At 53.9% G+C, this 25205-nt stretch carries 23 protein-coding genes; 6 read left to right on the top strand and 17 right to left on the bottom strand.

From position 1 onward, the window contains the following. Window positions 1-84 precede the first annotated feature (84 nt). From RID21_RS29280 to RID21_RS29300, 5 genes are all read right to left on the bottom strand, one after another. Window positions 85-492: a barstar family protein gene (locus RID21_RS29280; RefSeq protein ID WP_350195170.1), complete on the bottom strand. Its 408-nt coding sequence runs from the start codon at window positions 490-492 to the stop codon at window positions 85-87. Window positions 493-559: 67 nt separating this feature from the next. Then, window positions 560-1033, bottom strand: coding sequence for a GNAT family N-acetyltransferase (locus RID21_RS29285; RefSeq protein ID WP_350195172.1), 474 nt, complete (start codon window positions 1031-1033; stop codon window positions 560-562). A 43-nt stretch (window positions 1034-1076) separates the two neighbouring features. Next, window positions 1077-1376: a hypothetical protein gene (locus RID21_RS29290; protein ID WP_149337753.1), complete on the bottom strand. Its 300-nt coding sequence runs from the start codon at window positions 1374-1376 to the stop codon at window positions 1077-1079. Between the two features lie 54 nt (window positions 1377-1430). Further along, the gene (locus RID21_RS29295) at window positions 1431-2951 is read right to left on the bottom strand and encodes a sulfatase family protein (protein ID WP_350195174.1); all 1521 of its coding nucleotides are present in this window, start codon (window positions 2949-2951) and stop codon (window positions 1431-1433) included. A 39-nt stretch (window positions 2952-2990) separates the two neighbouring features. Next, window positions 2991-3533, bottom strand: a complete 543-nt coding sequence (locus tag RID21_RS29300) for a hypothetical protein (protein ID WP_350195176.1) — start codon at window positions 3531-3533, stop codon at window positions 2991-2993. Between the two features lie 265 nt (window positions 3534-3798). Here RID21_RS29300 and RID21_RS29305 point away from each other — a divergent pair, with 265 nt between their 5' ends. Together RID21_RS29305 and RID21_RS29310 are read left to right on the top strand one after the other, a co-directional pair. Further along, entirely contained in the window at window positions 3799-4203 is a 405-nt protein-coding gene (locus tag RID21_RS29305) for a BlaI/MecI/CopY family transcriptional regulator (protein ID WP_350195178.1), read from the top strand. Window positions 4204-4232: 29 nt separating this feature from the next. Further along, window positions 4233-8564: a carboxypeptidase regulatory-like domain-containing protein gene (locus tag RID21_RS29310; RefSeq protein WP_350195180.1), complete on the top strand. Its 4332-nt coding sequence runs from the start codon at window positions 4233-4235 to the stop codon at window positions 8562-8564. A gap of 14 nt (window positions 8565-8578) precedes the next feature. Here RID21_RS29310 and RID21_RS29315 read toward each other — a convergent pair whose 3' ends face one another. From RID21_RS29315 to RID21_RS29340, 6 genes are all read right to left on the bottom strand, one after another. After that, window positions 8579-9025: an SRPBCC family protein gene (locus RID21_RS29315; protein WP_350195182.1), complete on the bottom strand. Its 447-nt coding sequence runs from the start codon at window positions 9023-9025 to the stop codon at window positions 8579-8581. Window positions 9026-9142: 117 nt separating this feature from the next. Continuing rightward, complete coding sequence (locus RID21_RS29320; protein ID WP_350195184.1) at window positions 9143-10711, bottom strand: sulfatase family protein; 1569 nt, start codon at window positions 10709-10711, stop codon at window positions 9143-9145. Between the two features lie 146 nt (window positions 10712-10857). Next, window positions 10858-11373 (bottom strand): hypothetical protein, encoded by a 516-nt coding sequence (locus RID21_RS29325; protein ID WP_350195186.1) that lies wholly within the window; start codon window positions 11371-11373, stop codon window positions 10858-10860. 44 nt (window positions 11374-11417) lie between these two features. Further along, complete coding sequence (locus RID21_RS29330; protein ID WP_350195188.1) at window positions 11418-11744, bottom strand: EthD family reductase; 327 nt, start codon at window positions 11742-11744, stop codon at window positions 11418-11420. 39 nt (window positions 11745-11783) lie between these two features. After that, window positions 11784-12620, bottom strand: coding sequence for a phosphoenolpyruvate hydrolase family protein (locus RID21_RS29335; RefSeq protein ID WP_350195190.1), 837 nt, complete (start codon window positions 12618-12620; stop codon window positions 11784-11786). A 25-nt stretch (window positions 12621-12645) separates the two neighbouring features. Continuing rightward, window positions 12646-13866: a Tm-1-like ATP-binding domain-containing protein gene (locus RID21_RS29340; protein WP_350195192.1), complete on the bottom strand. Its 1221-nt coding sequence runs from the start codon at window positions 13864-13866 to the stop codon at window positions 12646-12648. 198 nt (window positions 13867-14064) lie between these two features. Here RID21_RS29340 and RID21_RS29345 point away from each other — a divergent pair, with 198 nt between their 5' ends. Next, a complete protein-coding gene (locus RID21_RS29345; protein WP_350195194.1) occupies window positions 14065-14832 on the top strand; it encodes a carbonic anhydrase family protein in 768 nt (255 codons plus the stop codon). A gap of 15 nt (window positions 14833-14847) precedes the next feature. Here RID21_RS29345 and RID21_RS29350 read toward each other — a convergent pair whose 3' ends face one another. Next, entirely contained in the window at window positions 14848-15213 is a 366-nt protein-coding gene (locus RID21_RS29350; protein ID WP_350195196.1) for a DUF2200 domain-containing protein, read from the bottom strand. Between the two features lie 342 nt (window positions 15214-15555). On the opposite strand from RID21_RS29350, the gene RID21_RS29355 reads away from it, so the two are divergent. Continuing rightward, on the top strand, window positions 15556-16476 hold the full coding sequence (locus RID21_RS29355; protein WP_145441321.1) for a sugar phosphate isomerase/epimerase family protein: 921 nt from the start codon (window positions 15556-15558) through the stop codon (window positions 16474-16476). Window positions 16477-16536: 60 nt separating this feature from the next. On the opposite strand, the gene RID21_RS29360 is transcribed toward RID21_RS29355, so the two are convergent. From RID21_RS29360 to RID21_RS29370, 3 genes are all read right to left on the bottom strand, one after another. Then, on the bottom strand, window positions 16537-17019 hold the full coding sequence (locus RID21_RS29360) for a hypothetical protein (RefSeq protein WP_350195198.1): 483 nt from the start codon (window positions 17017-17019) through the stop codon (window positions 16537-16539). 191 nt (window positions 17020-17210) lie between these two features. Then, a complete protein-coding gene (locus tag RID21_RS29365) occupies window positions 17211-18422 on the bottom strand; it encodes a hypothetical protein (protein WP_350195200.1) in 1212 nt (403 codons plus the stop codon). 253 nt (window positions 18423-18675) lie between these two features. After that, complete coding sequence (locus tag RID21_RS29370) at window positions 18676-20121, bottom strand: jacalin family lectin (RefSeq protein ID WP_350195202.1); 1446 nt, start codon at window positions 20119-20121, stop codon at window positions 18676-18678. A 338-nt stretch (window positions 20122-20459) separates the two neighbouring features. Between RID21_RS29370 and RID21_RS29375 the strand changes: the two genes are divergently transcribed. Beyond that, entirely contained in the window at window positions 20460-21923 is a 1464-nt protein-coding gene (locus RID21_RS29375; protein ID WP_350195204.1) for a high affinity choline transporter 1, read from the top strand. Between the two features lie 17 nt (window positions 21924-21940). On the opposite strand, the gene RID21_RS29380 is transcribed toward RID21_RS29375, so the two are convergent. Further along, window positions 21941-22540: a hypothetical protein gene (locus RID21_RS29380; RefSeq protein ID WP_350195206.1), complete on the bottom strand. Its 600-nt coding sequence runs from the start codon at window positions 22538-22540 to the stop codon at window positions 21941-21943. 207 nt (window positions 22541-22747) lie between these two features. Between RID21_RS29380 and RID21_RS29385 the strand changes: the two genes are divergently transcribed. Continuing rightward, window positions 22748-23665 (top strand): peptidyl-alpha-hydroxyglycine alpha-amidating lyase family protein, encoded by a 918-nt coding sequence (locus RID21_RS29385; RefSeq protein WP_350195208.1) that lies wholly within the window; start codon window positions 22748-22750, stop codon window positions 23663-23665. A gap of 7 nt (window positions 23666-23672) precedes the next feature. Here RID21_RS29385 and RID21_RS29390 read toward each other — a convergent pair whose 3' ends face one another. Then, on the bottom strand, window positions 23673-25130 hold the full coding sequence (locus RID21_RS29390; RefSeq protein ID WP_350195210.1) for a DUF1501 domain-containing protein: 1458 nt from the start codon (window positions 25128-25130) through the stop codon (window positions 23673-23675). Window positions 25131-25205 lie beyond the last annotated feature (75 nt).

Below are 25205 nucleotides of genomic sequence, written 5' to 3' on the forward strand. Positions count from 1 at the left end.
ATCTTGTGATACACGAAGGCTTGCTGATGCTGGGACTGGACCAGTATGAGCGGTTCATTATTCTGTTGTCAGATGGAGTGATGGTTACTCTAATTGCAGCAGCACGCCATCTTCTGCTTCTGAACCTCCCGGACCGTGGTCATGAATGATTTTCACGATGATTTCGAACAGTGTGGGGCCTGCCCCCTGGCAGACCCTTTCCAGTTCCTCTTCAAGATACACACGGTTGTCAGGCTGACAGACTTTTAAAAGCTGTTCGTAATATTTCACAGTGGCATTCTGCCCCAGGTCATCGCGTGATTTACCTGAATTCTTCCAGACCAGCGTAAATCCCTCTTCGGGCGTTCCGAATCCACCGCGCAGCAGGTCATTCAATGCATTGAAATTCCCGTGCCAGGTGTGATTCTGTAGAACGGTTTTGCTGAAGACCTGAGACAGCTCGGTGAGATTTTCAAAATCGTTTCCATCAATGGTATAGATTACTTCGGGCATGGTTACGGCTTCTCACAACATTTCCGGTGACTCAGAAAAATAAACAACTGACAGTCTGCACTGTGAATTAAGTGCCGTCCACAATCGGTCTTTCCAGTACGGGCTGAACCTCCCGGACATGAGTACAACAGGGATCCTCAGTCGTGTGACGAAAACCCAGGGACAGATAAAAGGCGTCCGCTTCAGGAGAATGCGTTCGCAGTCGGAATTGAGAGAATTTTTCCTGACAATGTTGCTGGATTGTCTCCACGAGCTGTCGACCGATATCCTGTCGACGGAATTCTACGGATACATAAAGCCGCCGCACCCGACCGACATCGTCTCGGGCGCAGTACGGATCCCGGTTCAATCCGCAGACACCGACAATGCGATCTGACCTTACCGCGATCAGCACACATTCACCTTCCCGGTCAAAACAATTAGTACCTTCCCGCCATTCCTGCTGCAGTCGATCCAGCATGCGATAGCCCTGGCTGCGGGCTTCCTCTGCCAGCAGGTCCAGTTGATCGGGGTGGTCCAGTGGTTGCAGCGTGAGAGCCATGGACGGCTTTCCTGAGATATGGTGACGAGGAGCCTGAATCAATTCAGACAATTTCAAAATACGCCAGGCTGACCAGGAGCAGCAGAGCGATGCAGATAATCCAGACGGGGATAAATGACATCGGTCCGAGTCCGGGGATTCTGATATAACCGCCCGCCTCGGGATTGAGTATCGGGTCCTGGACTTCGTCGTTGGTAACACGCATGATGAGATCGATCAGCATGGTGGATGCGATCGCCACAGCCAGTATCATTATCCGACTGTCACTGAATTTAAGAGTGATAAACAGTCCCGCAAGTCCGCCAATGACGCAGAACAGGGCATTGAAGTTAAAAGGCAACATGGATTATGAGTTTCCTGGAGCAGTCTCACTGCGTCCTTTGAATGAAGTATCGTTCTACCGGGCTGAACGCCAGTCGGCGAATGTATCAAGATAAGACCAGCGGAACTGCTTCTGCTTGCGGTAACGCATATCCCGGTGGGCCAGTTGTTCTTTGACGAAAGCCTCGACGTTCTCGGGGGCGAGAAACGGGTCCCGCGTCTGTCGCTGGAGCGCTGTTAAGGCGTCGATCAGATGCTGCTTCGTTTCAGCATAGTCGGGATCGTCGGCCAGATTGTTCCATTCGTATGGATCCTGCTGCAGGTCATACAGTTCGTATCGAGGTGGCGTCGACCAGCGTGCAAAAGCCGCTTTCGTTCGGGGTGAAATCGTTTTCTGGTCGGCGGCAGTCGCACCGGAGATGACAAAGTGGGGATGCGATTCATCCAGATAACTGTCTGCGATCAGGTTTTCGGTGCCGGGACGCGGATTGGAGATCAGCTTATAACGGGCGTCCCGCAACGAATGCTGGATATAGCAGTTCCGTGCAAAGGAACCTGTGGTAAAGCCAAAGATATACTCCCGCCAGTCTTTCGCAGGACCAGCAGTCAACAGAGGTTTCAGGTCTCGTCCTGGCAGGTCCTGGGGGATCGACATATCGGCAGCCGCCAGGGCGGTCGGTAGCAGATCCACCGTGGAAGCCAGCTCGGTGCGGACCAGTCCCGGTTCCGCGACACCCGGCCAGCGAACAATGAGTGGAACACGCAGGCCCCCTTCATACACGCTCCCTTTGCCGCGGGGGAACTGGGCACCATGATCGCCGATGTAAATGACGAGCGTATTCTCAGCTGCTCCCGTCTGCTTTAGTTTTTCCAGCAGCAGCCCGACGCCGATGTCGAGTCGCGCCAGGCAATTGTAATAATTGGCGACATGTTCCCGCAGCCGGGCCGTATCGACGCCCACCCAGGGCATCGGCTTGACATCATCTGCGGTGAGCGGCTGGGCTGGTCTGCCATTCGCCTGTTTCAGGAACGGGAGATGAGCATCGGGAAAGTTCACCGATAAAAACCAGGGGGCTTTCTGTGCCTGTTTAAAGAAATCCCTCGCCTTGTCTGCATAAGCCGTTACCGGCTGACGACGATTGAAATTCGCGCCGGGAATCGCACGATAATCGAAGGGAAAAGCGGCTTCCGGATTCACGTGCAGCTTGCCAATCAGTCCCGTGAAATATCCATGCTGTTTGAGCAGCGTCACAAAATTGGGCGTCTCTTTGTGGTACATGGCGAACTTGTGGGTCGCCAGGCCAATCTGTCCATTCTGGTGCGGATACTTTCCGGTTAGAAAACAGGCCCGCGACGGCGAACAGACGGAGTAGGGGACGAACGCATTCTCGAACCGCACCCCTTCCGCGGCCAGTCGATCCAGATGCGGCGTCTGTGCATACGGATCGCCATAGCAGCCCAGTTCAGGGCCATTGTCTTCTGAAACGATCAACAGAATATTCGGCGGGCTCGCCAAAACGGCGGGGCTCTGTATCAGGCAACAGATAAACAGCATGCACCAGACAAACCGGTTCATTCTTTCCTTTTGCGGCTGCATTCGCTGTGCTCCTCTTCGAATTATCCTGGGTAATAGCAGTCAGTCCGACTGCAGACGCTGGTTGGCAAATCCGGTAATCAGGTTCGCCACGTCCCGACAGTCCTTCTCCTGAAGTTCACGCCGATGCAGCTTGTATAGCAGGGTGATCAGCGGATTCAGTATCCTGATCTTACGTACTGTAATCGCATGCGCCTCCCGGGGCCAGTGAATTCTCGAATCCCGGCGGTAACTCACCGAGTCGTCATTGTCATCGTAGACCATCAACTGGATTTCCCAGTGACTCAAGTCCGGAGTGGTGATCCAGATGTCATGCACATGCTCCGGCACAGGCTCCCCTTCCCAGGCAACGAGTTGGCCGGGGGGATCACAAAGATAAACGCGCCGCTGATCAAGAGAACGCAGGCAGTCCGCCAGTTCTGAGCGGAACACACCCAGATCGGTATCGCCGTGGGGGCGAGTCTCTGTTCCCAACAGCCAGTCCAGCGAACGGCCGCCACAGAGGACCCAGCCCGTGAACTCTCCCAGCGAATGCTGAATCTCATTGAGAGGGAGCGATAACCAGCGATCAGTCGGCGGAGTCATGACTTCTGTTCTATGTAATTAAAAAAAGAGGAAATTGTATTGCAAGCCTGAATGATCTGAGACACACATCGCTATCCGGGTTCTTACATTAAATCAGAACAGGAGTTAACTGGAAATGCTGTTGAGAAAATGAAGGAAGAATCACAGTCTGCACGCGGCTTAAAATTCCTTGTCTGAAGCTGAGATTGCATAAATCTGCAGACAGGGACTTGACGGCACTACAAATGTAGTGTAACGTCGGCGAATGTAGAACAGGGAGATTCACATGGCGAAAAAAACAAAATCTGATCTGCCAGCGCAGGCGATGACTGATGTGGAGTGGGTCATCATGAATGTCGTCTGGGAACAGGAGCCTTGTGCAGCGGGGACCGTACAGGAAGCGTTAGCAGATTCGCAGGGCTGGGCCTACAGTACGGTCAAAACCACGATGGACCGGATGGTGACCAAGGGGCTGTTGACCCGCAAAGCAATCCGCAATCTGAATCTCTTCAGCTCAGCGATCAGCCCCGATAAAGCCAAACGGGGAGAATTGAAACGCCTCTTGCGCCGCGCCTTCAATGGTGCTTTATCACCGCTGTTGCAGTTCATTGTTGAAGAAGAGGAACTCTCACCCGATGAAATTCAGCAACTGCGCGAGTTTATTAAGCAGGCAGGGAAAAAGACGAAGTAAGTAACTTATTCTAATGGGGAGGGCGGAGCATGGCTGTCTCAGGGAACGGAGTAATCGAACTTCTCAATCAGTCCGGCGAAATGTTCTGGAATTTCAGCAGGAGCATGTTCCTCCAGGCCAGTCTGCTGGTACTCGTGATTCTGCTCCTCGATCTGTTTCTCCGGTATCATGCCCGCGCTGTGACCCGCTACTGGCTCTGGTCGCTGGTTCTGCTCAAACTGATCTTACCGGTCAGCCTCTATTCTCCTGTCAGTATCGCCAGCTGGTTTGCTGACTGGATTCCCACGGAAGCCGTCGTGCAGAACACTGAATCTGAGCTGGCGATGCCCCTTGCAGCCAATACGCCAGAGGGCATACAGACAGGAACAGATCCCCTTGTACAGCCATCTTTGACAGAGCCATTCCTGCAATCTCATCCACAGTCGCCCCAACTGCCTCCAACTGGTCTCCCCTCTGACTCAATGTTGGCTGTGCCTGATTCGGAAGTTGAGTCGCCTGCAGAGCCAGCAGCTCTGCCTGCTCTGCAAGCGTCTGCGATCCTGCTGTTGATCTGGCTCTCAGCGGTAACGATGCTCTCTGCCAGTGTGCTCTGGCGTACGGGACGCGTTAGAAAACTCACGCTTCAGGCTGAATCCGCTGGTGCAGGGCTGGTATCCCGGTTGAATGAGTGTGTCTTACTGCTGGGAATGAAACCAGATTCAGTGAAGTTAAAAGTATCGGAGGAAACAGGAAGTCCGGCGATCTGCGGATTCTGGCGGGCGACGATCATTCTTCCTCGGCATCTACTCGAAAAGCTCACCCCGGAACAGTATCGCCAGATCTTTATCCACGAGCTGGCTCACTGGAAACGCTTTGACTTACAGGTCAACTGTCTGCAGACTCTGCTGTTGATTCTGTATTTTTATCATCCTCTGGTCTGGCTGACGCACGTAATGCTCAAGCGTCTGCGGGAGCAGGCCGTGGATGAAACAGTGCTTGTCACACTGAATGAGCAGCCGTCACACTATTCCGCAACACTGCTCGACATCGCTGCTCTGACGCCTGCTGTCGAGAGCCCACGGCTGCAGCTGCTGGGGATCCTCGAATCCCGTAAATCGCTGACGCAGCGGATTCGACGCATGATCACCCGGCCCATCCCGCGGTCTGCCCGGCTGGGGCTGGTCAGTTTACTGCTGATTCTATTTGCCGGAGTGCTTCTCCTGCCGATGTCTCGACTGAAAGAAACACACGCAGCAGTCGACAGGCAAGAGAGTGCGGATCATGAATCCGAGCAGCAACTGTCGGATAAAGCTCAATTTCTTAATCAGAGTCCACCGGCCAGACAGACAAAACCACGAGAGGAGAAATCCTCATCACAATATGTGTTAAGTGGACGAGTGACCGATCAAGCCGGTGCGCCCGTCACCGATGCGCAAGTTCTTCTGATACCCAAGTCTGGCGGACATGTGTTAAAAACGAGCACGGACAAAGAGGGAAACTATCACTTTTCCGAAATCACAAAACCTGGACCACACCGCATCATGATTTTGTCGCAGCGTTGGGTGGGACTTGAGCGTCTCGCGGATCGTCCGCGGGTCGACCTGGCGGCAGATCAACGGCTGGTGAAAAATATCACACTCGAACGCGCCTGTCAGTTACGCATTCAAACCGTCAATGAACAAGGCAAACCTGTTCCCGGGGCCATCGTATACCGTAAATTGATGAATGATTCGCGAGGGTTCACTGCTCGGGCTGTCACAACCGATCAGTCGGGAGAGGTGACACTCGGTCTGAAGCCTTCCCGGGAAAAATATCTGATAGGAATCGCTTCACCCGACCACGCTTTGGAGAAACTGACGCTTCAAGTGGACGATCCGGATCAAATCGTCACACGGAAGATTGTGCTCAGGGAGGGAGAAGCAGTTGACGGCAAAATAGTCTATGCGGACGGGAAAATTCCGGTCGGATTAAAAATCAATGCGCTGCCTCAGTGGTGGGAATTCAGCGGACATCCCCCCGGTTATCGAATCAGTGAGGCGGGAAGATTCACACTCCCCCATATTGTAGCCGGCGTTTATAACGTAATGGTCGCGGTTCCCGGAGTGGGGGGGAAACCTGTCCTCACCGGTACTTATCTGCTCAATCGGGAACAGCCACTTGATCTGAAACTGAATCTCCCTTCTCCCGCTTCGATGGTCACACTCTCAGGAAAGATCAGCTATACCGGCGATCTGAAAAAGGCTTCCAGGCCCTTCCTGCTCATTGCATATTCCACTGATGGGTACAACGAAGCGTCTGCCGAGATCCAACCTGGCCAGACAGAGTTTAAGTTCGATCCCATTCAGCGAGGAAAATATGAACTCAGTCTCCTTTCAACAGAGATTCAATTGAAAGGCGACTACACGGTATTTGCCCCCGCCAATGATTTTCAACTGAATGTCGTCGTGACCGGCAAACCGCAGATCAGTGGTACGGTTCTGGCCGACGATACAAATCAGCCGATCAGCAAATTCCGGGTACGGGCCATTAAACTGAAGACGCTTCGCGGTGCGCATTATGGGCAGGAACCGCGCTGGCAGGATGTGGATCAGAGCAGCGGGGAATTTAAAGTCGCAGTCAATGGTCCGGGTATCTACCGGATCGAAGTCGCTGCAGACGGCTATGCCCGTGCGCTCAGTGAGTCTGTGAATACCGATCAAATTCAGGGAAAGCCGATTCAGATCAAACTAACCAGGGGAGTCACGCTGACCGGAACCGTTGTCAATGCACAGGGGCAGCCCGTCGATGGGGCGACCGTGATTCCGCTGTCTCTGTCCCGGGGCGTCATGTGGAACACGCTGGATCAATTCACAACCGACAGTGACGCCGTGAAAACCGTTGACGGGAAGTTTTCGATCCCGCATCTGGCTCCGGGGAAGGAATCGCTGAAAGTGACTCATCCGGACTACGACTATGCGATTCTGAAAGACATCGATCTGGCAGCCAGTCCGCTCCCGAACGTGGAAGTCACTCTCACAGAAGGCGGAACCGTGCAGGGACTCGTCACAGGCGATAACGGAAAACCACAACCGAATGTCACGCTCTTCTTCCATGACCGATATGGCTATAACGGTGATGCCGCCCGCAAAGCCGGGCTACTGGCCACCGTGATCACGGATGAAGAAGGTCGCTATTCGGTTTCTCATCTCCCCAATCAGATCTGTTATGTCGTTAGGAAATATGAATGGAACTCTCTAGGCGTCGTGCGTCAGGCCGTTCTGCCTCAAAATGGCAAAACCAGCACACTCAACCTGGGGGGAAGACCCGAATTGACGGGCCGACTGATAGTCAACGGAAAACCTTTAGCGAATACACGCATCCTCCTGGCTGGTGAGAATCCGAATTTTGGCATATTTCGGGCCTATACCAACACCGACAGCGAAGGGATGTTTCACTTCTTCGGCGCGGGGCCTGGTCAGCGAACTCTGTATTATGAAGTACCCAATGTGAATAATGATTGGGTGCCGGTCAGATCGTTAGAATTAATTTCAGACGATCAGGATCTGGGGACTCTGGAGACGCAGGTTGGTCAACTGACAGTGAATTGTCAGCCAGAAACACTGGATGACATGCGACTGGGGTTGTTTAATTATCATCCTGTGTGGACCGCAAGCTTGAGGGCAGGTAATCTGGTGCCGCGGACAAACAGCAGTGCACCATTTGTCTTCAAACAGGTGACAACGCGAGATTATGTCATTATCGCATCTCGTTCCGGGTACCCCTCTGTTTACCAGAAGGTGCATGTCACGAAGGAGAATCTGAATAGTCAGCTCACGCTGCCCATTCCCGAGGGGACGGCGACAATTCATTTCAAGCTGGATCAGGAACTGATGCAGGCCAATGAACCGTTACGACTCAAACTGTGGAGCAAAGACCAGCGGTTGCTGACAAGGATCTCCTCCTTTGAAGCAGGAGAATATGTCGCCAGGCACCTGCCTGCAGGAGACTACTATCTGACGCGGGTCGACATTCGCGAATCGAAAAAACTGCTGCAGTTCACTCTTAAGGAGAATGAACAGAAAACCGTGACTCTGACTTCCGAACTATTCAAAAAATCAGAGTCAAATCTCGGGTTTCGAACCATCAATGTCTTTACTCAGGCAGGAGTCCCGTTACCCGGTTGTCAGATCCAACTGAAAAGTAGCTCAGGTACGATCTCTCGCCACATCGAACAGTTTGAACGCCAGAGTTTTGTGGGAGACCCGGGCACATATGACCTCACCGTTTCCTACCCGGGGTTTCAGACACTGCACGGGAAAGTGAAACTGATTCCCCCGGACAAATCCTGGATATACCCGGACAACCTGACCTTCAATCTGCGTCTGAAACCGGAAACTGATTAGGACAGGGGCCCGGATTACTCCGGGATCTCCGGCTCCACCAGTCGGGCCAGGTGGCACAGTGATTCCTGCCAGCCCAGGTAGCAGCCTTCAGTGGGAATCACTTCGGGAATTCCTTCCTGCAGAATCCGGATTTCGGTGCCGCAGGAGACCTGTTGGATATCGATGGTGTTTTTCATCTCACCGGGGAGTCCGGGATCGTCAAACTTCGTCGTGTAGCAGATTCTGGAATGGGGTTTCAGCTCAAGATAAGTGCCGCTAAAGCTGTGTCCGTTACCGGTAGTGAAATTGGTGAACGACATCCTGAAGTTGCCCCCTTCTTCCGGAGTCATTTCGTAAACTCTGGCAGTGAAACCGTTTGGTGGCAGCCAGCGGGCAAAGGCTTCCGGCTCCAGAAAGGAGCGGTACAGTTTCTCTGGTGTGGTACGCAAAACACGGTGCAGTCTGACAGAGTTGTCTGACATCTCAGAATCTCCCGGTTAAGATTGTTGGCTCAGACGGGACGCCCTCGCCCCGTTCTATCAGGTAGTCGAACGGGACACAGACGTTTCGACATTAGCTGAGAAAAAAGTCAGAAAACGTTACTTGTCATCTCCCTGAACCTGTTTCAGGATCTTTGAGAGCCGCTCAACGACTTCGGGGTGTTCCTGCCAGACATTCTTTGTCTCTGAGGGATCCTGTTTCAGATTGTAGAGTTGCCCCGTTGGTTCGCCCGGTTGGGGCTCGACTTCGCGGGCGCGGGTGAAGCCGCCGGAGCCCCGTTTGGGAACCATTTTCCAGGGACCCTGGCGAACCGAAAAATGGCCCCACAGTGAGTGATGAATCGCGTAATCGCGTAGCGGCTGCTTAAGCTCTTTACCCAGCAGGGCGGGCAGAATGTTGACGCTGTCTTCTCCCTCACCGGCCGGCAGCTTTTGATCCGTGATCGCCGCACAGGTCGCCAGCAGGTCGGTCAGTTCCACCAGTTCGGCATTCGATGTCCCGGCAGGTGTCTGCCCGGGCCAGCGGACGATGAAGGGAACGCGGTGGCCGCCTTCCCAGATGTCAGCCTTCGTACCCCGGAGGTGGGCATTTCCCTGATGGCCACGATCTTTGACGTACTGCCCCCGATGATTGGGCTTATAGTACTTGAGGTCGTCGGTCTCCTGCGGAGTCCACCAGTGATAGAGACCGCCGTTATCTGAAGTGAAAATGAACAGGGTGTTGTCCGCCTTACCGCTTCGCTGCAGGGCTTCCATAATTGCGCCGACAGTCGCATCCACCTCAAGCACAAAATCCCCATATTCGCCCGCAGCACTTTTGCCTATGAATTCGTCGTTGGGTACCAGTGGCAGGTGTGGAGCTGTCAGCGGGAAATACAGAAAGAAAGGTCGCTCGGGCGAGTGCTTCGCCTGTCGCTCGATAAACTGCACCGCTTCACCGGTCAGGGTGGGCATCACACTGCGGATTGTAAAATCGGGTGAGCGCATGCCCTGGTCGACGGACAGAAACTCGGTCTGTATCCGTTCCGAAGGAATCGTAGGCAGAATCACGGGGCGATCGTTTCTGATGAAACAGAAAGGAGACATATTCAGGGATGCCGAGATACCGAAGTAATAGTCGAAGCCGTTGGCCAAAGGTCCGCCGAGAATCGGCTGGGTGTAATCCACATCATCTCCCACACGGGGACGCTGACGTCGGTCAATGGGAACCGCAGGCACCGGCTGACCGTTTTTGTCAGTCCACTGCATGCCCAGGTGCCACTTGCCGACACAGGCCGTGTCGTATCCCGCTTTTTTGAGCAGGGACGGGACCGTGGTCTGGTCCTGTTCGATGAGGGGCGGATCAAAGCCATCCAGCACACGGTATTTCAACCGCGTCCGCCAGCAGTAGCGGCCAGTCAGAATTCCGTACCGCGTTGGCGTACAGACGGCTGACGGCGTATGGGCGTCGGTGAATTTCATGCCTTCCGTGGCCAGCCGATCGATGTGTGGGGTAGTAATCTTCGATTCCGGGTTGTAACAGCTCACATCGCCATAACCGAGATCATCTGCCAGAATATAAACGATGTTCGGCAACTGATCTGCCTGAACCGTGGTCGGCAGAAACAGACTCAGGAGCAGCAGCGGCAGCAGAAACTGTGTACGGAAGAAGTGCGATACGACGTTCATCAGGTGAGACCTTCACAAGTGGAAACCGGGAGTGAATGATCTCTTTACTATACGTGTGGGGACGAGGGGAAATCAATGCAAGCCGCGTGAATCAGACTTTACGACTTAACCAGAACAGATGAGAAGAGAATCGTATTGAAACGACTTCAGGAGGATCCAGATAAGTCCAGATCCTTGTCAACGAAAAGCCAGACTGCGCCGCATTCGATGCGAAAATTCTCGATTTTGTCAGTAAGTACAACCTTTGTTTTGTCTCGATAAGAGCTCCATGCGATCTCTAGTTCCGAATTCCACGAGTCTGTGGGGGTCTTGATAAAATCAGTGCCGATACAACTCAGATAGAGGGAATCAAATGCCTCATCCGAGAGCTTGATTTCCAGTAACAATGTTTTGTGTGAAAGACCATATTCATTAACTCGGACAGAGAATCCCTGATATTTATGGAGAATCGTTTTGATCTCCTCGAGATCGTAAGTCAGTCGTTTGTCCGAGCAGGGACCTATGGAAAGCTTCAATTTCTCGATGTCCTCTTCTGCAGGTTGTTTAGCCCCGCAGAAGCAACAGAAAGGCTTGTAATCGCGAATAGAATGAAACTTCTGGCACTGAATGCAACGAAATCCACCATGAATGTTGAACATCACATCTTCAAAAGCAGTCATCATGCACGAATCCTGTCTTCTCGCTATTTCAAACTACTGGAACCAAATTAACTGAGCTCCACAGGAATGAGTACTTCTTCCTCATCATACATGAACATCACACCGCCGGTCGCAAAGTTCGGGACGTCAGCGATCGTTGCCTGACCTTCGGGGCTTTCCAGAATCTGCTGCATCGCGGTCGCAGATTCCGCATACAGGCTGACAATCAGATAGTAAGGGGGCGGGTTACCCGCCTCGGCTGACTGGCATTTGCCGATCGTCCAGCCGGTGAGCCCTTTGATCTGTCTGGCCAGGGGGATGTGTACTTCGCGATAATAGCGATCAAATTCCGCAGGGTCTTCCGGGTGTCCATACATTACTGTCAGGCGATACATATTCAAATCCTCTGGTCAGGTGAGAGAGAAATAAGACGTTTATCGGGGAGTCAAACGCAGTTCCCCAAACTGGCGGACCTGTGCAGTCAGCGCGACCTCGGTCGGGAGCCGTTCCATGGAACTGGCGCCATAAAATCCGTCAATGCCCGCGACTCGGTCAAAGATATACTGCGCATCGTCGGGCATCGCGATTGGCCCACCGTGACAGAGCAGCAGCACGTCGTCGCGTTCGCTTTTGGCCGCATCGACCATCGTGCGGATTGATTCGACCGAGTCATCCAGGGTTTTTCCCGTCGTGGCGCCAATCGAACCACCACTGGTCAGCCCCATGTGTGCCACCACAATATCGGCCCCGGAGGCGGTCAGCTGTTGTGCCTGCTCGGCATCGAAGGCGTAAGGCGTGGTAAGCAGATCCAGGTCGTGGGCGGCACGGATGCACTCGATCTCCAGGTCAAAGCCCATGCCGGTCTCTTCGAGATTGGCTCGGAACTGACCATCAATCAGTCCCACGGTCGGAAAATTCTGAATGCCCGCAAACCCCATCGCCTGCAGTTCCTGAAGGAACAGGTCACGCAGCAGAAAGGGATCAGTACCACACACTCCCGCCAGCACCGGTGTGTCACTGACGACAGGCAGAACTTCCCGCCCCAGATCCTTGACGATTTCATTGGCATTACCGTAAGGCATCAGTCCTGCCAGCGAACCTCGTCCGGCCATCCGATAGCGGCCCGAGTTGTAGATCACAATCAGGTCGATCCCGCCCGCTTCTTCGCACTTGGCACTCAGCCCCGTCCCCGCACCTCCGCCGATGATGGGCAGTCCTGCAGCTACTTTCTCCCGCAGGCGTTTCAGGATGGCTGTTCTGGATTCCGGCATGGATGACTTCCTCGTATGATCAATTTTATTGAAAGCGATTCCCGCTCACGCGTGCAAAGGCCGAGACCAGCGCATCGGCAAACGCGGCGTCGTTGATGTGACAGTCGTGCCGCGTCACCCGTCGATCTGCGGTCTGCTGAATTTCCTGCTCCAGCGTCTCGAACAGACACTGGTCTGCCTGGGGATCATAGAACGCTTCGCCTGTTTTATCCAGCATCGAAATTCCCTGTTCAGGAATCAGGATTTCGACAGGAGACGTAGAGCGATTGATTTTTTCTGCGATCCAGCGGGCGAATTGCCGGTTCTCTTCCGCCGTCGTTCGCATCAGGGTGACCTGGGGATTATGAATCAGAAACAGACGGTCGGCAAATGAGGCGGGAACGGTCTCGCGGGCACCAAAATTGACCATGTCCAGCGCGCCCAGGCTCAGCACATAGGGGAGCCCCCGTTCGAGGATTACCTCAAACCGGCGTGGTCCGCCAGGCATGATGCCTCCTACAAGTTCATCGGCGACTTCGGTAGTGGTGATATCGAGAACACCCTCGATCAAACCGTCGGCCACGAGTTTCTCCATCGCCTGGCCTCCAGTGCCCGTTGCATGGAAGACCAGCGGATCAAAGCCGCGTGCCTCCAACAGTTCGCGGACCATGTCCACACAGGGGGTTGTCACACCGAACATGGTCAGACCCAGGGCAGGGCGGTCTGCCGGGAATTCAGTGCGGTGTGACACCATTCCCGCGATCGCGTGAGCCGCATTGCTCAAGACCCGCCGTGAAACGGAATTCAAGCCGGCGACATCGACCACGGAATACATCAGCGTAATATCGCTGAAGCCGACGTAGGGTCGTGTATTTCCACTGGCCACCGTCGAAACGATCAGCTTGGGAAAGCCAACCGGCAGCGTCTGAAACGCCGGAGCAACCAACGCCGTACCTCCGCTGCCACCCAAAGCGATGACCCCGTCAACCCTGCCTGCACTGACTTCGGCGGGTAACCAGTGCTCAAGTGCCGTCGCCATCACCGTAATCGCTGCGCCCCGGTCTGTGTGTCCCAGTACCTGTTTCGGCCCACCCGGGTGAGAGCCGGTAATCGTTTCAGCAGAGATATCTGCCCGCTCTGATCGACCCTGCGTGCTGACATCGACCAGAACCACATCGACACCGGCACGACGAATTGCATCCGCAACGAAGCAGAGTTCCTCGCCTTTGGTGTCCATCGTCGCCAGGGCATAGACGGTTGGTTGCATAAGAAACTTTCTGATCGTGGCTAGCGGACATTGACTATGGATCGTGGTTTATAGTGTGGCTGTCGAGATCGAGATGTCAAGTCTTGCTTGAGACTCAGAAACCGCTCTTTCATTCCTGCTACAGTTTGTTAAGATCTCTCTGTCTTTGGGAAGCAGAGACGAACCATTTCATATTATCTATCTGCCAGGAATACACCCATGCTCAGAATGAGTCTGAACCCGTTGCTGACCTGTTGTCTTTTGACTGTCTTGCTTACCTCTTGCGCAAAAGAACAGCCAACTGCCGGCAACGCATCAGAAAATGGTGCCGAAACCATCGGCGATGTCAAACCGCTGGTGAACCGGGTGCTGACTCAGGAAGAACAGGCGCAACTGACGCCGGAGCAGGTACTCACTATGCTCAAAGAGGGAAATCAGCGCTTCGTGGCTGGGACACTTACTGCCCGCGATCATTCCAAACTGGTTCGTGAGGCGGCTCTGGGGCAGTATCCCAAAGCGGTGATTCTTTCCTGTCTCGATTCGCGTATTCCCGTGGAAGACGTTTTCGATCGGGGCATCGGCGATATTTTTGTGGCGCGAGTGGCAGGGAACTTCGAAAATACCGACATCCTGGGCAGTATGGAGTTCGCCTGTAAGGTCTCAGGTTCCAAACTCGTCTTTGTGCTGGGACACGAGAGTTGTGGCGCGATCCGCGGGGCGATTGACGGTGTCGAACTGGGGAATATCACTTCGATGCTGGCCAACATCAAACCAGCCGTCGAGCACTTTAAAGATTACGAGGGAGAGCAGACGGGGCAGAACCCTGAGTTCGTGAAGATGGTCACCAAACAGAATGTGCTGGCTACAATTGATCGCATTCGGACCAACAGCCCGATTCTTAAAGAAATGGAACTGCAGGGGGACATCAAAATCGTTGGCGGAATCTATAACATGGATACCGGCACTGTCACCATGCTGGAAGAGTAGTGGCTGAGTCCCCGATCATGCTGATCGCAGGATTTTTTCCATCTTCTTCCCTTTGGCCAGTTCATCGACCAGCTTATCCAGGTACCTGACCTGCTGCGTTAACGGGTTATCTATCTCTTCCACCCGATAGCCGCAGATCACACCTGTGATAAGATGTGCGTTGGGGTTTAACTTCGCGCGTTGAAAGAATTCTTTGAACGTGATCTGGTCGCTGATGTGTTTCTGCAAAGCCTTATCAGTGAAACCTGTCAACCAGCGGATTACCTGGTGCAGTTCTTCCCTGGTCCGACCTTTCTTCTCCACTTTGGTTACGTAGTGTGGATACACGGCAGCAAACGTCAGTTTGGCAACGCGTTCGTGATGATCGTCGGCACTGGTCACCTTGTAATACTACTGTTTCGGGCTGTAGGGTTTAGTTGTGCACCGCTTCCCGAATACACTACCAGAGATTAAGAGATCCCTGGAGTTGTATGAGGGGATACCACGTTCTCATGATAAAGATAATTCAGGCTGGCAATAGTTTCCTCGTGAGATCCACCGGGCACCAGGAGTACTCAGGAATTTTGCAATCTGCATTGAAAAGCAGTCACTTTCTTAGTGCCATGTTTTCGTAAAGAATGTTACAATATTGATTAAGGTGGACTCAGACACCTTTTGAAATGGAGCCTTTGGGGCCGAAAATATCTGCAACATGATCATACAGCAATAACCGAAGGGGTTGTCATGCCTACATCCGATTTTCTTTCCCGCCGTCAGTTTGTCCTGTTAGCCGCTGCTGCCGCAGCTTCCCATCCTCTGCTGGCGCAAGGTGCCAAAAGTGAGGAAGGCTATCTCAACGGTCGTCTCTATAAAACCTTGAAGATCGGAATGGTTCGGGCCGGGGACAGTCTCGAAGAAAAATTCGCTCTCGCCAAAGAAGCGGGCTTCGATGGTATTGAATTAAATACCCCAGGCATCGATGTCAAAGAAGTCAACGCAGCTATCAAAGCGACCGGACTGCCCGTCGATGGATCTGTCAACGCCGGTCACTGGAATGTACGGCACACCGATCCCGATCCCAAAGTACGTGCCAAGGCACTCGACAGCCTGAAAGAAGCACTCCGCCAGACACATGCCGTCGGCGGAAACACGGTTCTGCTGGTCGTCGGCAAGGGGAGCGATGGTCCGGAAGAAGAAATCTGGAAACGTTCGATTGACAATATTTCTAAGGCGATCCCGCTGGCTGCAGAGCTGGGAGTTCCTATTGCAGTTGAGAATGTCTGGAACCAGTTCTGCTACGACCACGAAGGCGATCACAAGCAGACCGCTGAGAAGTTCGTGAAGTACATCGACGAGTTCGATTCCCCCTGGGTCGGTATGCAGTTTGATATCGGCAATCACTGGAAATACGGCAGCATGGGCGACTGGATTCGTCAGCTAAACAAACGGATCATCAAGCTGGACCTCAAAGGGTTCTCCCGCGAAATGGGCAAGTTCACCAAGATCGGCGAAGGCGATCTGGACTGGGCCGATGTCCGCAAAGCCCTGGCGGAAATCAAGTACGCTGGCTGGGCTGCCGCTGAAGTTGCCGGCGGTGATCTGGCACGGCTGAAAGAAATCTCAGCCAACATGGATCGCGTCTTCGGTTTGACTCCCAAATCTTAAGGCTAATCAACAGACACTTTGCGGTGCAGGAGCACCTGTGCCGCATTGTGGCTGCGTTTTTTAGTTGCTTTCAGGCTCTGCCTTCGTCCCTTCTGTCACTTGATTGGCATATGCGACGAGCCTGCCTCGCATTGCTTTAACGAGCATCCCGTGGAATTCGCCGGTTTTATCATCGGGAGCATCCAGAGGGAGGCCGCTCTGGTATGACTCGCGGATCCAGGCCAGGGCGTTTTGGGTCCCCGGTGCATCGAGATTTGATTTGACGTAGTCCAGCGTCGCGACTCGGAGTGGGTATTCGACACGGTGACATGTGACATCAGCGTAGCAGGCGACTTCCAGCAGCGTGATGATGCGTTGTGCATCAACGGGAACTTCCGGGGATTGACGGACCCGGTCCAGAAGCTGATTTGCTGAGTCCGGCGTAATCTTTTCATCTTCCTGAAGTTGCTTTATCGCGTAAGGCAGGATGGGATGTCCGTTTTCGACAAACTCATCCACCATGCCAGGCCAGGCTGCATCATCTGGAGCATACAGCAGAGCCATCTTGTCGAGCAGCGGTTCGGGGGCTCGCTGAGAACGCTATAGTCTTGAGAAGAAACAGACGGCTTTGTCGCCGCCATCTTTGATGACATCTCATCAGAAGAGCATCCAGTGAGCAGCAATAAACCAGCCAGTAAAATAATGCATTTCATCATGGAAACCACTTCGATCAGAAACTGAAAAACTGATCTCACTTAGAACGCCAAAGCTTTGTCCCGGGCCAGTCCGGTTTTCCAGAGAGGAGCCTCTTTTTTGATGGCCGTCACGTTATAAGTATCGAAGGTCAGGGTCAGGCTGAATGGTACCTCGGCATCCATGTCATAGCTCCAGCTGTCATCATCTATGTAGTCGGGGGCGCCGATTGTGTTGAGCACTTCTTTGGCAGACATACCTGTTTTGACCTGCGTTGCGTTTTTATGGCGTGGTTGTGTCTGCTTTTTCGGGGTGAAAGGGAATGCCTCGTCTCCTCTTTCGATCATAAACCCATGACAAGGCAGATTCCGGGGAGCAACTCCCAACCGTCGAAGTGAGAGTTGTGCCGTCTGTCGCAGGTCATACGTACAATAGCGGAAGGGATCAACTTCATTATTGAAGTTCACGCCATCCGGATGACCTCGCGCAGAATTGGTCTCAGAGTAAGTGGATGTTTCCAGTGATTTCAGAAACGGAATGGCTTCGTGCAGATTTAAGCTCCCTGCCAGGTAAGCAGCCTCCAGCATCGACCGTTCGTGATCTTCAAGTTCTATTTTTGTACGAGAGGCGGCCAGCACCAGTTGCTTTTCCGCTTCTAATGCAGGACCGATCAGACCGACATCGCCTGAAACGAGTTTTCCTTTGTTAACATCCACCAGAATGCGAGGTCCCCAGGCGGGACGAATCACAAAGATTTCACCTTCAGGCAGCTCGAAAAAGTACCAGGCAGCCAGACGGGACCAGTTGCTGCCACCCCACGAGTGATACATCAGCCGCTCGCTCTCCTCTTTCTGCAGGGCATCTTTCACTAAATCAATCTCCCCCGTTTTTTGACCCTGTGGAGATATGGTAATGAGGTTATCATTCGCAGCAAGGATCGCCGCCGCGCCCAGGTTAGAGACGATGATGATTCTGGGAGAGCCCTCATTGGGGACTGCGATCTCAAACGAGGAATCGCCGAAGTTAAATCGTTGTGGCTCCCGCATCGGCTGCTTGCGCGTCCAAATTGTTTTCCCGGTTCGCGTGTCGACACATTTGTAGGTGAAATTAGCCTGAAAGGCTTTCAGATTGGGGCCCTGATTGTCGGGGGAAGTCGCATCCACCTGATAGTGTCCGGAGGGGGACTGGACATGAATGTCGAAGTAATAGCGATCCGTCGCCCGGGCGGTCATCGGAAGTGCACAGAGTATGCAGCAGACGATAAATGGTTTCATGGCAGTCACCTTGTTAGTCATCCGTGAAAGACAATTGGGAATCGTATCACAATTCCAGCTTGTTTATCGTGAGTCGGAAATGAATTGTCAAGATGACCTCAAACACGAGGGGGCCATGGTAAGATCGAAAAGTCTGATGTGGAACAGGTTTGTAGGCTATTCCATGAGCCCGTCAAAATCACAGGAGGCGGAAATACAGAGACTGTTGGTATTCTTGGGTCTGGTTATGACTTCGAGAACCAGTACATCGCTCTCACTCAAACACGAGCCCCAATGCATCCAGAACCGCACCGCGTCGACCATGGATGCCGATGACTTGTTTGCCTGCTCCCTCGATCACAGGTACCTCTTTGCCTGAGGGGGTACCCAGCCACTCGCTGGTGTAACTGTCGTTTGGATCGAGCTGGCCGTTATCTGTAAGACGATAGAAGACGACTTGAACGGCGCTCACATATTTGGGAGCATCGATCTTCATCCCTCCGACGGCGTAGCCCTCTTTCGCCATGACAGTAATATTTCGCCTCCGGGCTGGCTTGGGTTCTGATAGTGGCGTCAGACTACGGATAGCCGGTTCACCCGCCCAGCTTCCCAGCGAACATTCAAATCCGAGCAGTGTTTTTCCCTCGGGGATCACTGACTGGAATGGGCCGCCCCCTTCAGCATTCCCAATCAGTTTCGATGCGGTCCCTTTCGTGGTCGCAGGCGTTGAGCGGGTAACGGATCGTGGCGGATTCGGGTTGGGAGATTCTTGGGAAATGACTGGATCAGCTTGAGAACGGGGGCCGCCTGGTCTGACAGGGAATCGTCTTACAATCGGTTCCGGCATGTTTTGTGGAATCGGATTCGGGAAACTCCCGGGCTGCGTGAGCACCGGTTGATTCCGGGACAGGCCTGTTTCCGAATGCGGGGATGATGGATTGGGATTTCGCTGGATGGGATTCCCTTGAACTGGTATTGGGATCGCAGGGCGTTCGAATTCGGGGCGGGGGATCTGCGGTCTCCGGTTCTCGCGGACAGCGATGCGTTGTCCCGCCCGTGGAACCCTGGTGAGATTAAACGCCAGTCCCCCACTGAAAAGCAGCACACCCAATACTGCCATCGCAGCGAAGACTCTGGGGCTGAATCCTTGAGTATACCGCGCGGGTATCGCATCTCTTTTTTCTACCGGAATCCCGGCTTCGGTGAAGTGACGGGCCAGCTCCTTCAGCCTGATCTTCGAGGGAATGCCGACCAGTTCGACCTCTTTATCGATCGAGAGCAGCATGACGGAGAAGGATTTTCCCAGATCCTCGGCCGGGATGAAAATGACGCGGGTGATGGCTGGATTGGGCCATTCAGAGATTTCTTTCCACGAACTGATCAGAGCCAGTGAGACATAAGACCGCTGACGGATCAGATGATCGTCATAGATCCAGATCGAAGCAGAGACATGCTCCCGGCGCATAAACAGCGCCAGACAGGCGGGGCCCAGCCCGATAAAGATCGAGACAAACATCGCCACCCCAAGCTCGGGAGGCTTGACGTTGAAGGCAAATAAAATCCAGAACAGACCACTGACAGCCGCCCAGACCGTCAAGGCGACACCCAGGCGAATCAAGAGATCCCCCCGCAGGCTGAGGCGCATGCCCAGCGGTTCCTGCCAGTAAAATTTATCAGAAGTGAGTTTGATCGGCTTGGTTAAGAAGTTCCAGATACCCATGTGGAGCACTCACAGAGTTAGAGGAAGTCTTAGAGAGCAGACTGTTTTGAAGAAGAGCAACAGCACACTCAAATCGCTGCAATATATGGTAATCCAGCGTTTCGGAAGAAGCCAGAAAAAGCTGTCCGCAGACGGGGGAGTATTTTCGTGGATTAACCCTGCCTTAACCTGATTATGCTCAGAATCATTTCTCAGAAAATTCCATGTTGCCCCAATGCAACATGCGCAGATTCATGCCAATGTCGGTAACATGCGGTGTTCGTATTTAGCAAAGGGCTGAGTACAAGCGAGTTATCTGTTTTACTGGAAGTATCACAGTTGCTGAGGAAATGCTCTGAATGACGTTCTGGCTTGGTATTCTGCTGACACTGTATGTACTGCTGATGGTCGGTCTCGGCCTGTATGCCGGGGGCAGGGTACAAACGGAAGAAGATTATCTCGTCGCAGGACGGCGCTTGCCGCTCTGGCTGGCATGGGGGACGCTGCTGGCAACCTGGTTCGGGGCCGCCACGGTTCTGGGGGCCAGTGAAGCGGCACGAACGGAGGGCGTGCAGGGGACGATACTCGATCCGTTCGCCTCGGGGCTGGCTCTGATCGTGGCTGGTTTGTTCTTCGCCCGGCGGGTCTGGGAGATGAAACTGCTGACCGTGGGGGATCTCTTCGCGCAGAAGTACGGCCCGAAAACGGAACTGATCTCCAGTATCGTTCAGGCCCTGGGCTACCTGCCCTGGATCGCGGCTCAGTACCTGGCTCAGTCGGCGATCCTCACTCATTTTTTCGGAGTCGACCCCACTGTCGCAATTCTGATCTCCGCCTTGTTTGTCACTTTCCTGACAATGATCGGGGGAATGTGGTCGGTAACCCTGACCGATACCGTCCAGATCTGCGTAGTGCTGATCAGCCTGGTGATGCTGGGCGTCAACTTCGCAGCTTCGGTAGGTGAGGGTTCCGTGGTGGTCGGAATTGAAACGACCTGGGAGCGGACGCCACCAGAACTGCGGACCCTGCTTCCCGAAGCGGGACTGCTGGCTCTGCTGGGCTGGTCGACAACCTGGATCAACGGCATCTTCGGAAATCTGCCAGGACAGGATCTGATGCAACGGATATTCGCCAGTCGCAGCGGGACGGTCGCCTCGCGGGCCTGCATCCTGGCGGGCTGTGTGTATATTCTGTTTGGTCTGTTGCCCGTCGGACTAGGGCTGGCTTCGCGACAACTCTGGCCCGATGAACTGCCCCAGGGGAGTGACGGTCAGGTCCTGCTGGCACTGGCTGAACTGCTGCTGTCCCCCTTGGGAATCTGCCTGCTGGTCATCACGCTGCTGGCGATTGTCGTGTCTACCTGCACCAGCGCGATGCTTTCTCCCGCTGCGTTGCTCTCGCATAATCTGTTGCATCGCATCGACTGGTTCGATCAGCGACGCCTGCTGACCAGTCGCTTGAGTGTCGTCATCGTTGCCCTGGCCAGTCTCCCTCTGGCGCTGGTGACCGAAGAGATTCTGGAGCTGCTCGAAAGTGCTCTCGCGGTGGGACTGGTGGCACTGCTGGTTCCCTTTGTAGCCGGCGTCTATCTCAAGCCACGTGGCGAATGGCCGGGACTACTCTCCATCGGTTGTGGTGCTCTGTTCTGGACAGCCCATCAGATCGCAGCGTCACTACTGGTCACTGACGAGGAACAGCTCGATTCAGTGTCTGCTCTGTTGCTCTCGATCCCTCCCGAGTTAACAGGTCTGCTGGCGAGCATACTGGGTTATCTGGTGGGGCAACGTCTGCTGCTGCACTCTCAGCCAGACTCAACTGTCTGATTGAGCTGCCGCGGTCATTAACGCGTCTGCTCCGCCACGACCACGCGACGACGATAGGAGATGAGCGTGCATAAAAACAGACAGACCACACAGATCGATAGTGGGAACAGCACCGTCGTCAGTGAATACGATTCCAGGGCCAGGAGTGCGAAGGTGTTCCTGAGGAAGAACATAAAGATGAAGAGCAGACTTTCTTCGTAGGGATGATCATAGGCTTTGCGGATGGTAGGACCGAACCCCAGCAGGTCGATTGTTGTCAGCAGTATCACCGCCCACATGGGATTCGCTGTGAAATACCAGCAGGGGATCGAAAGCAGTGCCGCGCTGAAGAACAGCCGGTCGAGGCGGGTAATCGAAATGTCTCCCCGTTTCACGTAGGAGAGAAATGCGATGTAGATCGTAATCACTCCTGAAACGCCGATAGGCCAGGCACCGGTTCCCCCGTCCGCATCAAGCTGGGCGAAGAACACAATCAGCGTGGTCATCCCCCAGATCAACCAGGAAAACAGGTGTGGCTTGATTCTCCCTTGGAGAATACCTCGAATATAGGGGATGAACGCCATGAAGGTGATGACGATTGCCAGCCCGCTGAAGATCAGTTTAAGACGGGGATCCATTGTAAAACCTGATGTGGTGGGCGTTCGCGGAACTCAACGTGCCATTCCGGGATGCTTATCATTAAATGGTTACCCCAATGTTGTCAATGGAGTGCTGAAGCGATCACTTTAAAAGACTCGACACCGCCGGGAAAGAGGCGTACACTGACGCTATCATCAACCGGCTTCTATCTGTCTTTTATCTGAAACGGCCCTGGAGTGCTCCGCATGAAACTGCCTCGATTATTAAGTCTGCTCTGCTTTTCGATATTCTGCCTGATGTTGACGATGGGAGACTCACATGCGGCTGACCCGGTGATCTTCGTTCCAGCCGCCGACAATGGCATTCAACTTCCGGAAGGACTGACTCTTGGCCCCTGTTCGGCAGTTGACTTCGACAGTGAGGGGCGGATGTATCTGTTTCATCGCGGCAAGCAGCCGATTCTCTGTTTTGATCGTGAAGGCCGATTCCTCCGTTCGTGGGGAGATAACCTGATCGGTCAGGCACATGGACTCCGTGTCGATCAGCACGATCATGTCTGGGTTACCGATATCGGAAATCACATGGTTTACCAGTTCGATTCCCGGGGAAAAATTCTGCTGGCCATCGGTCAGCCTGGCAAACCGGGGGCCGGCGAGAACCAGTTTAATAAACCAACCGATATCGCTTTCGGGCGTCACGATGAAATCTATATCTCCGATGGCTACGGTAACAGCCGCGTTATGAAGTTCGCCGCGAATGGAAAATACCTGGGACAGTGGGGCGAGCCGGGGGAAGGACCAGGGCAGTTCAATCTCCCCCATTCGATTATCCTCGATCGCCAGGGACGCATTCTGGTCGGAGACCGCGAAAATGATCGCGTGCAGGCCTTTAACTCGGAAGGCAAGCTGCTGGAGATCTGGACCGGCTTCGCTCCCTACGGGATGGAATTCGATGCCCAGGGAAACCTGTTCGTCGCCGATGGACGTGCCAACAAAGTGTTGTTGTTGAATTCCAGTGGAAAAGTCGCTCAGAGCTGGGGCCGCAAGGGAGCCGGACCGGGCGAATTCAATCTGCCTCACATGCTGACCACGGACACCGCCGGAAATCTTTTCATCGCGGAAATCGGCGGTAAACGTCTGCAGAAACTCCTGCGGGAAAAATAAGCGCGGTTTAAAAGACTTCCCGGATGGGGTGACCACCATCTGTAAATTCGACAGGCAGGCCATCCGGTCTGCGAATGCGTGCTGCCGTATCGATACCCAGTTTGCGATAGATCGTCTCTGCATAGTCGTAGGGTGTATAAAGTCGATCGGTGACATCGCCTCCTTCCTTGTTGGTTGCACCAATCACCTGTCCTCCCGGAACGCCTGCACCAGCCAGCGCGACCGACATCGCCCGCCCCCAGTGGTCGCGGCCGCCCCATTTATTCACGCGGGGGGTGCGTCCCATCTCCGTGATGAAACAGACCAGCGTGTCTGCCAGCAGTCCTCGTGCATGCATGTCTTCAATCAAAGCGCTGAAACTCCGGTCGAGGCTGGGCATCATGACAGGGTGAGGCAAACCAAATCGTTCCTGATTACTCATTCCCTGCGGCCCACCACAGGGACCGTTCTGATAAATTCCCTCATGGTGATCCCAGTTCAGGAACACCCCTTTGGGTTGACCATAGCCGGGGCGTTTCACATGCTCGGGAGGCTGAATCACAGTCACGCTGACGAATCTCACGCCCGTTTCGATCAGCTTTCGACCCAGGAGGTAACAGCAGCCACGATGATCGCGACCATAACGGTCACGGGTTTGATCGCTTTCCGTAGATAGATTCAGCGAAGCCTGCACCCGGGGGCTCGTCAGCAGATCGACGGCGTTTTCGTAGTAAGCCTGTAACGTCTCCGCCGTTTCCGTTTTTGCGACCGCAGACCGGTCCAGTTGCGTCAATAGTTCGCGTCGTTGCTGAAACCGTTCGCGACTGAGTTTGGAATTCAGTTGGAGTGACTTCACTTCCCAGCTGGGATCAGACAGGTTCTCCCCCAGGTTTCTGGTTCCCAGCTTCCACGGCGCCCGGCTGGCAGGCAGGAAACCGGTGCTGGTGACGTGATTGGGCATGTTAATTCCGGGACAGAAGATATACCCCGGCAGTTGTGGGCAGTCGGTTCCGATCTGATCGGTGACGACCGAGCCGATATCGGGGAAGTCAAACGAAGAATCGAAACGGTACCCTTTGAAGAATTCCTGGCAGCCTTCCTTGTGACCTGCGACCCGGGCGGTAGTCATGGAGCGAATGACGGAGAGCTTATCCGCCTGCCGGGCCGTCATGGGCATCAATGACGAGAACTGAATCCCGGGGACATTGGTGTCGATCGGCTGGTAGGGCGTACGATGATCATAGGGAGCCTGGGGCTTGGGATCCCAGGTATCCATCTGGCTGATTCCCCCTTCCTCGTAAATCACCAGCACCCGTTTCGCCTGACCGGGACGATGCCCTGTATTTTTGGCAATCGCTTCCAGAGCCAGCATGTCCGCAAGCCCGGCTCCCATCATTCCCGTGGAGATCGAGCGAAGTATTTTGCGCCGGCCCGGATGGTGTTCCCTGCGGTTCAGCAGTCGCGATAAATCAAGAAGATTTGCCAAATCAGCCCCCCACATTCCCGTGTACAACAGGTTTCAGTCAGCGAGTCAGACTCAGATCAGAATCAGTTCCTGTTA

Origin of the sequence: Gimesia sp. (assembly GCF_040219335.1) — a bacterium.
Lineage (GTDB): Bacteria > Planctomycetota > Planctomycetia > Planctomycetales > Planctomycetaceae > Gimesia.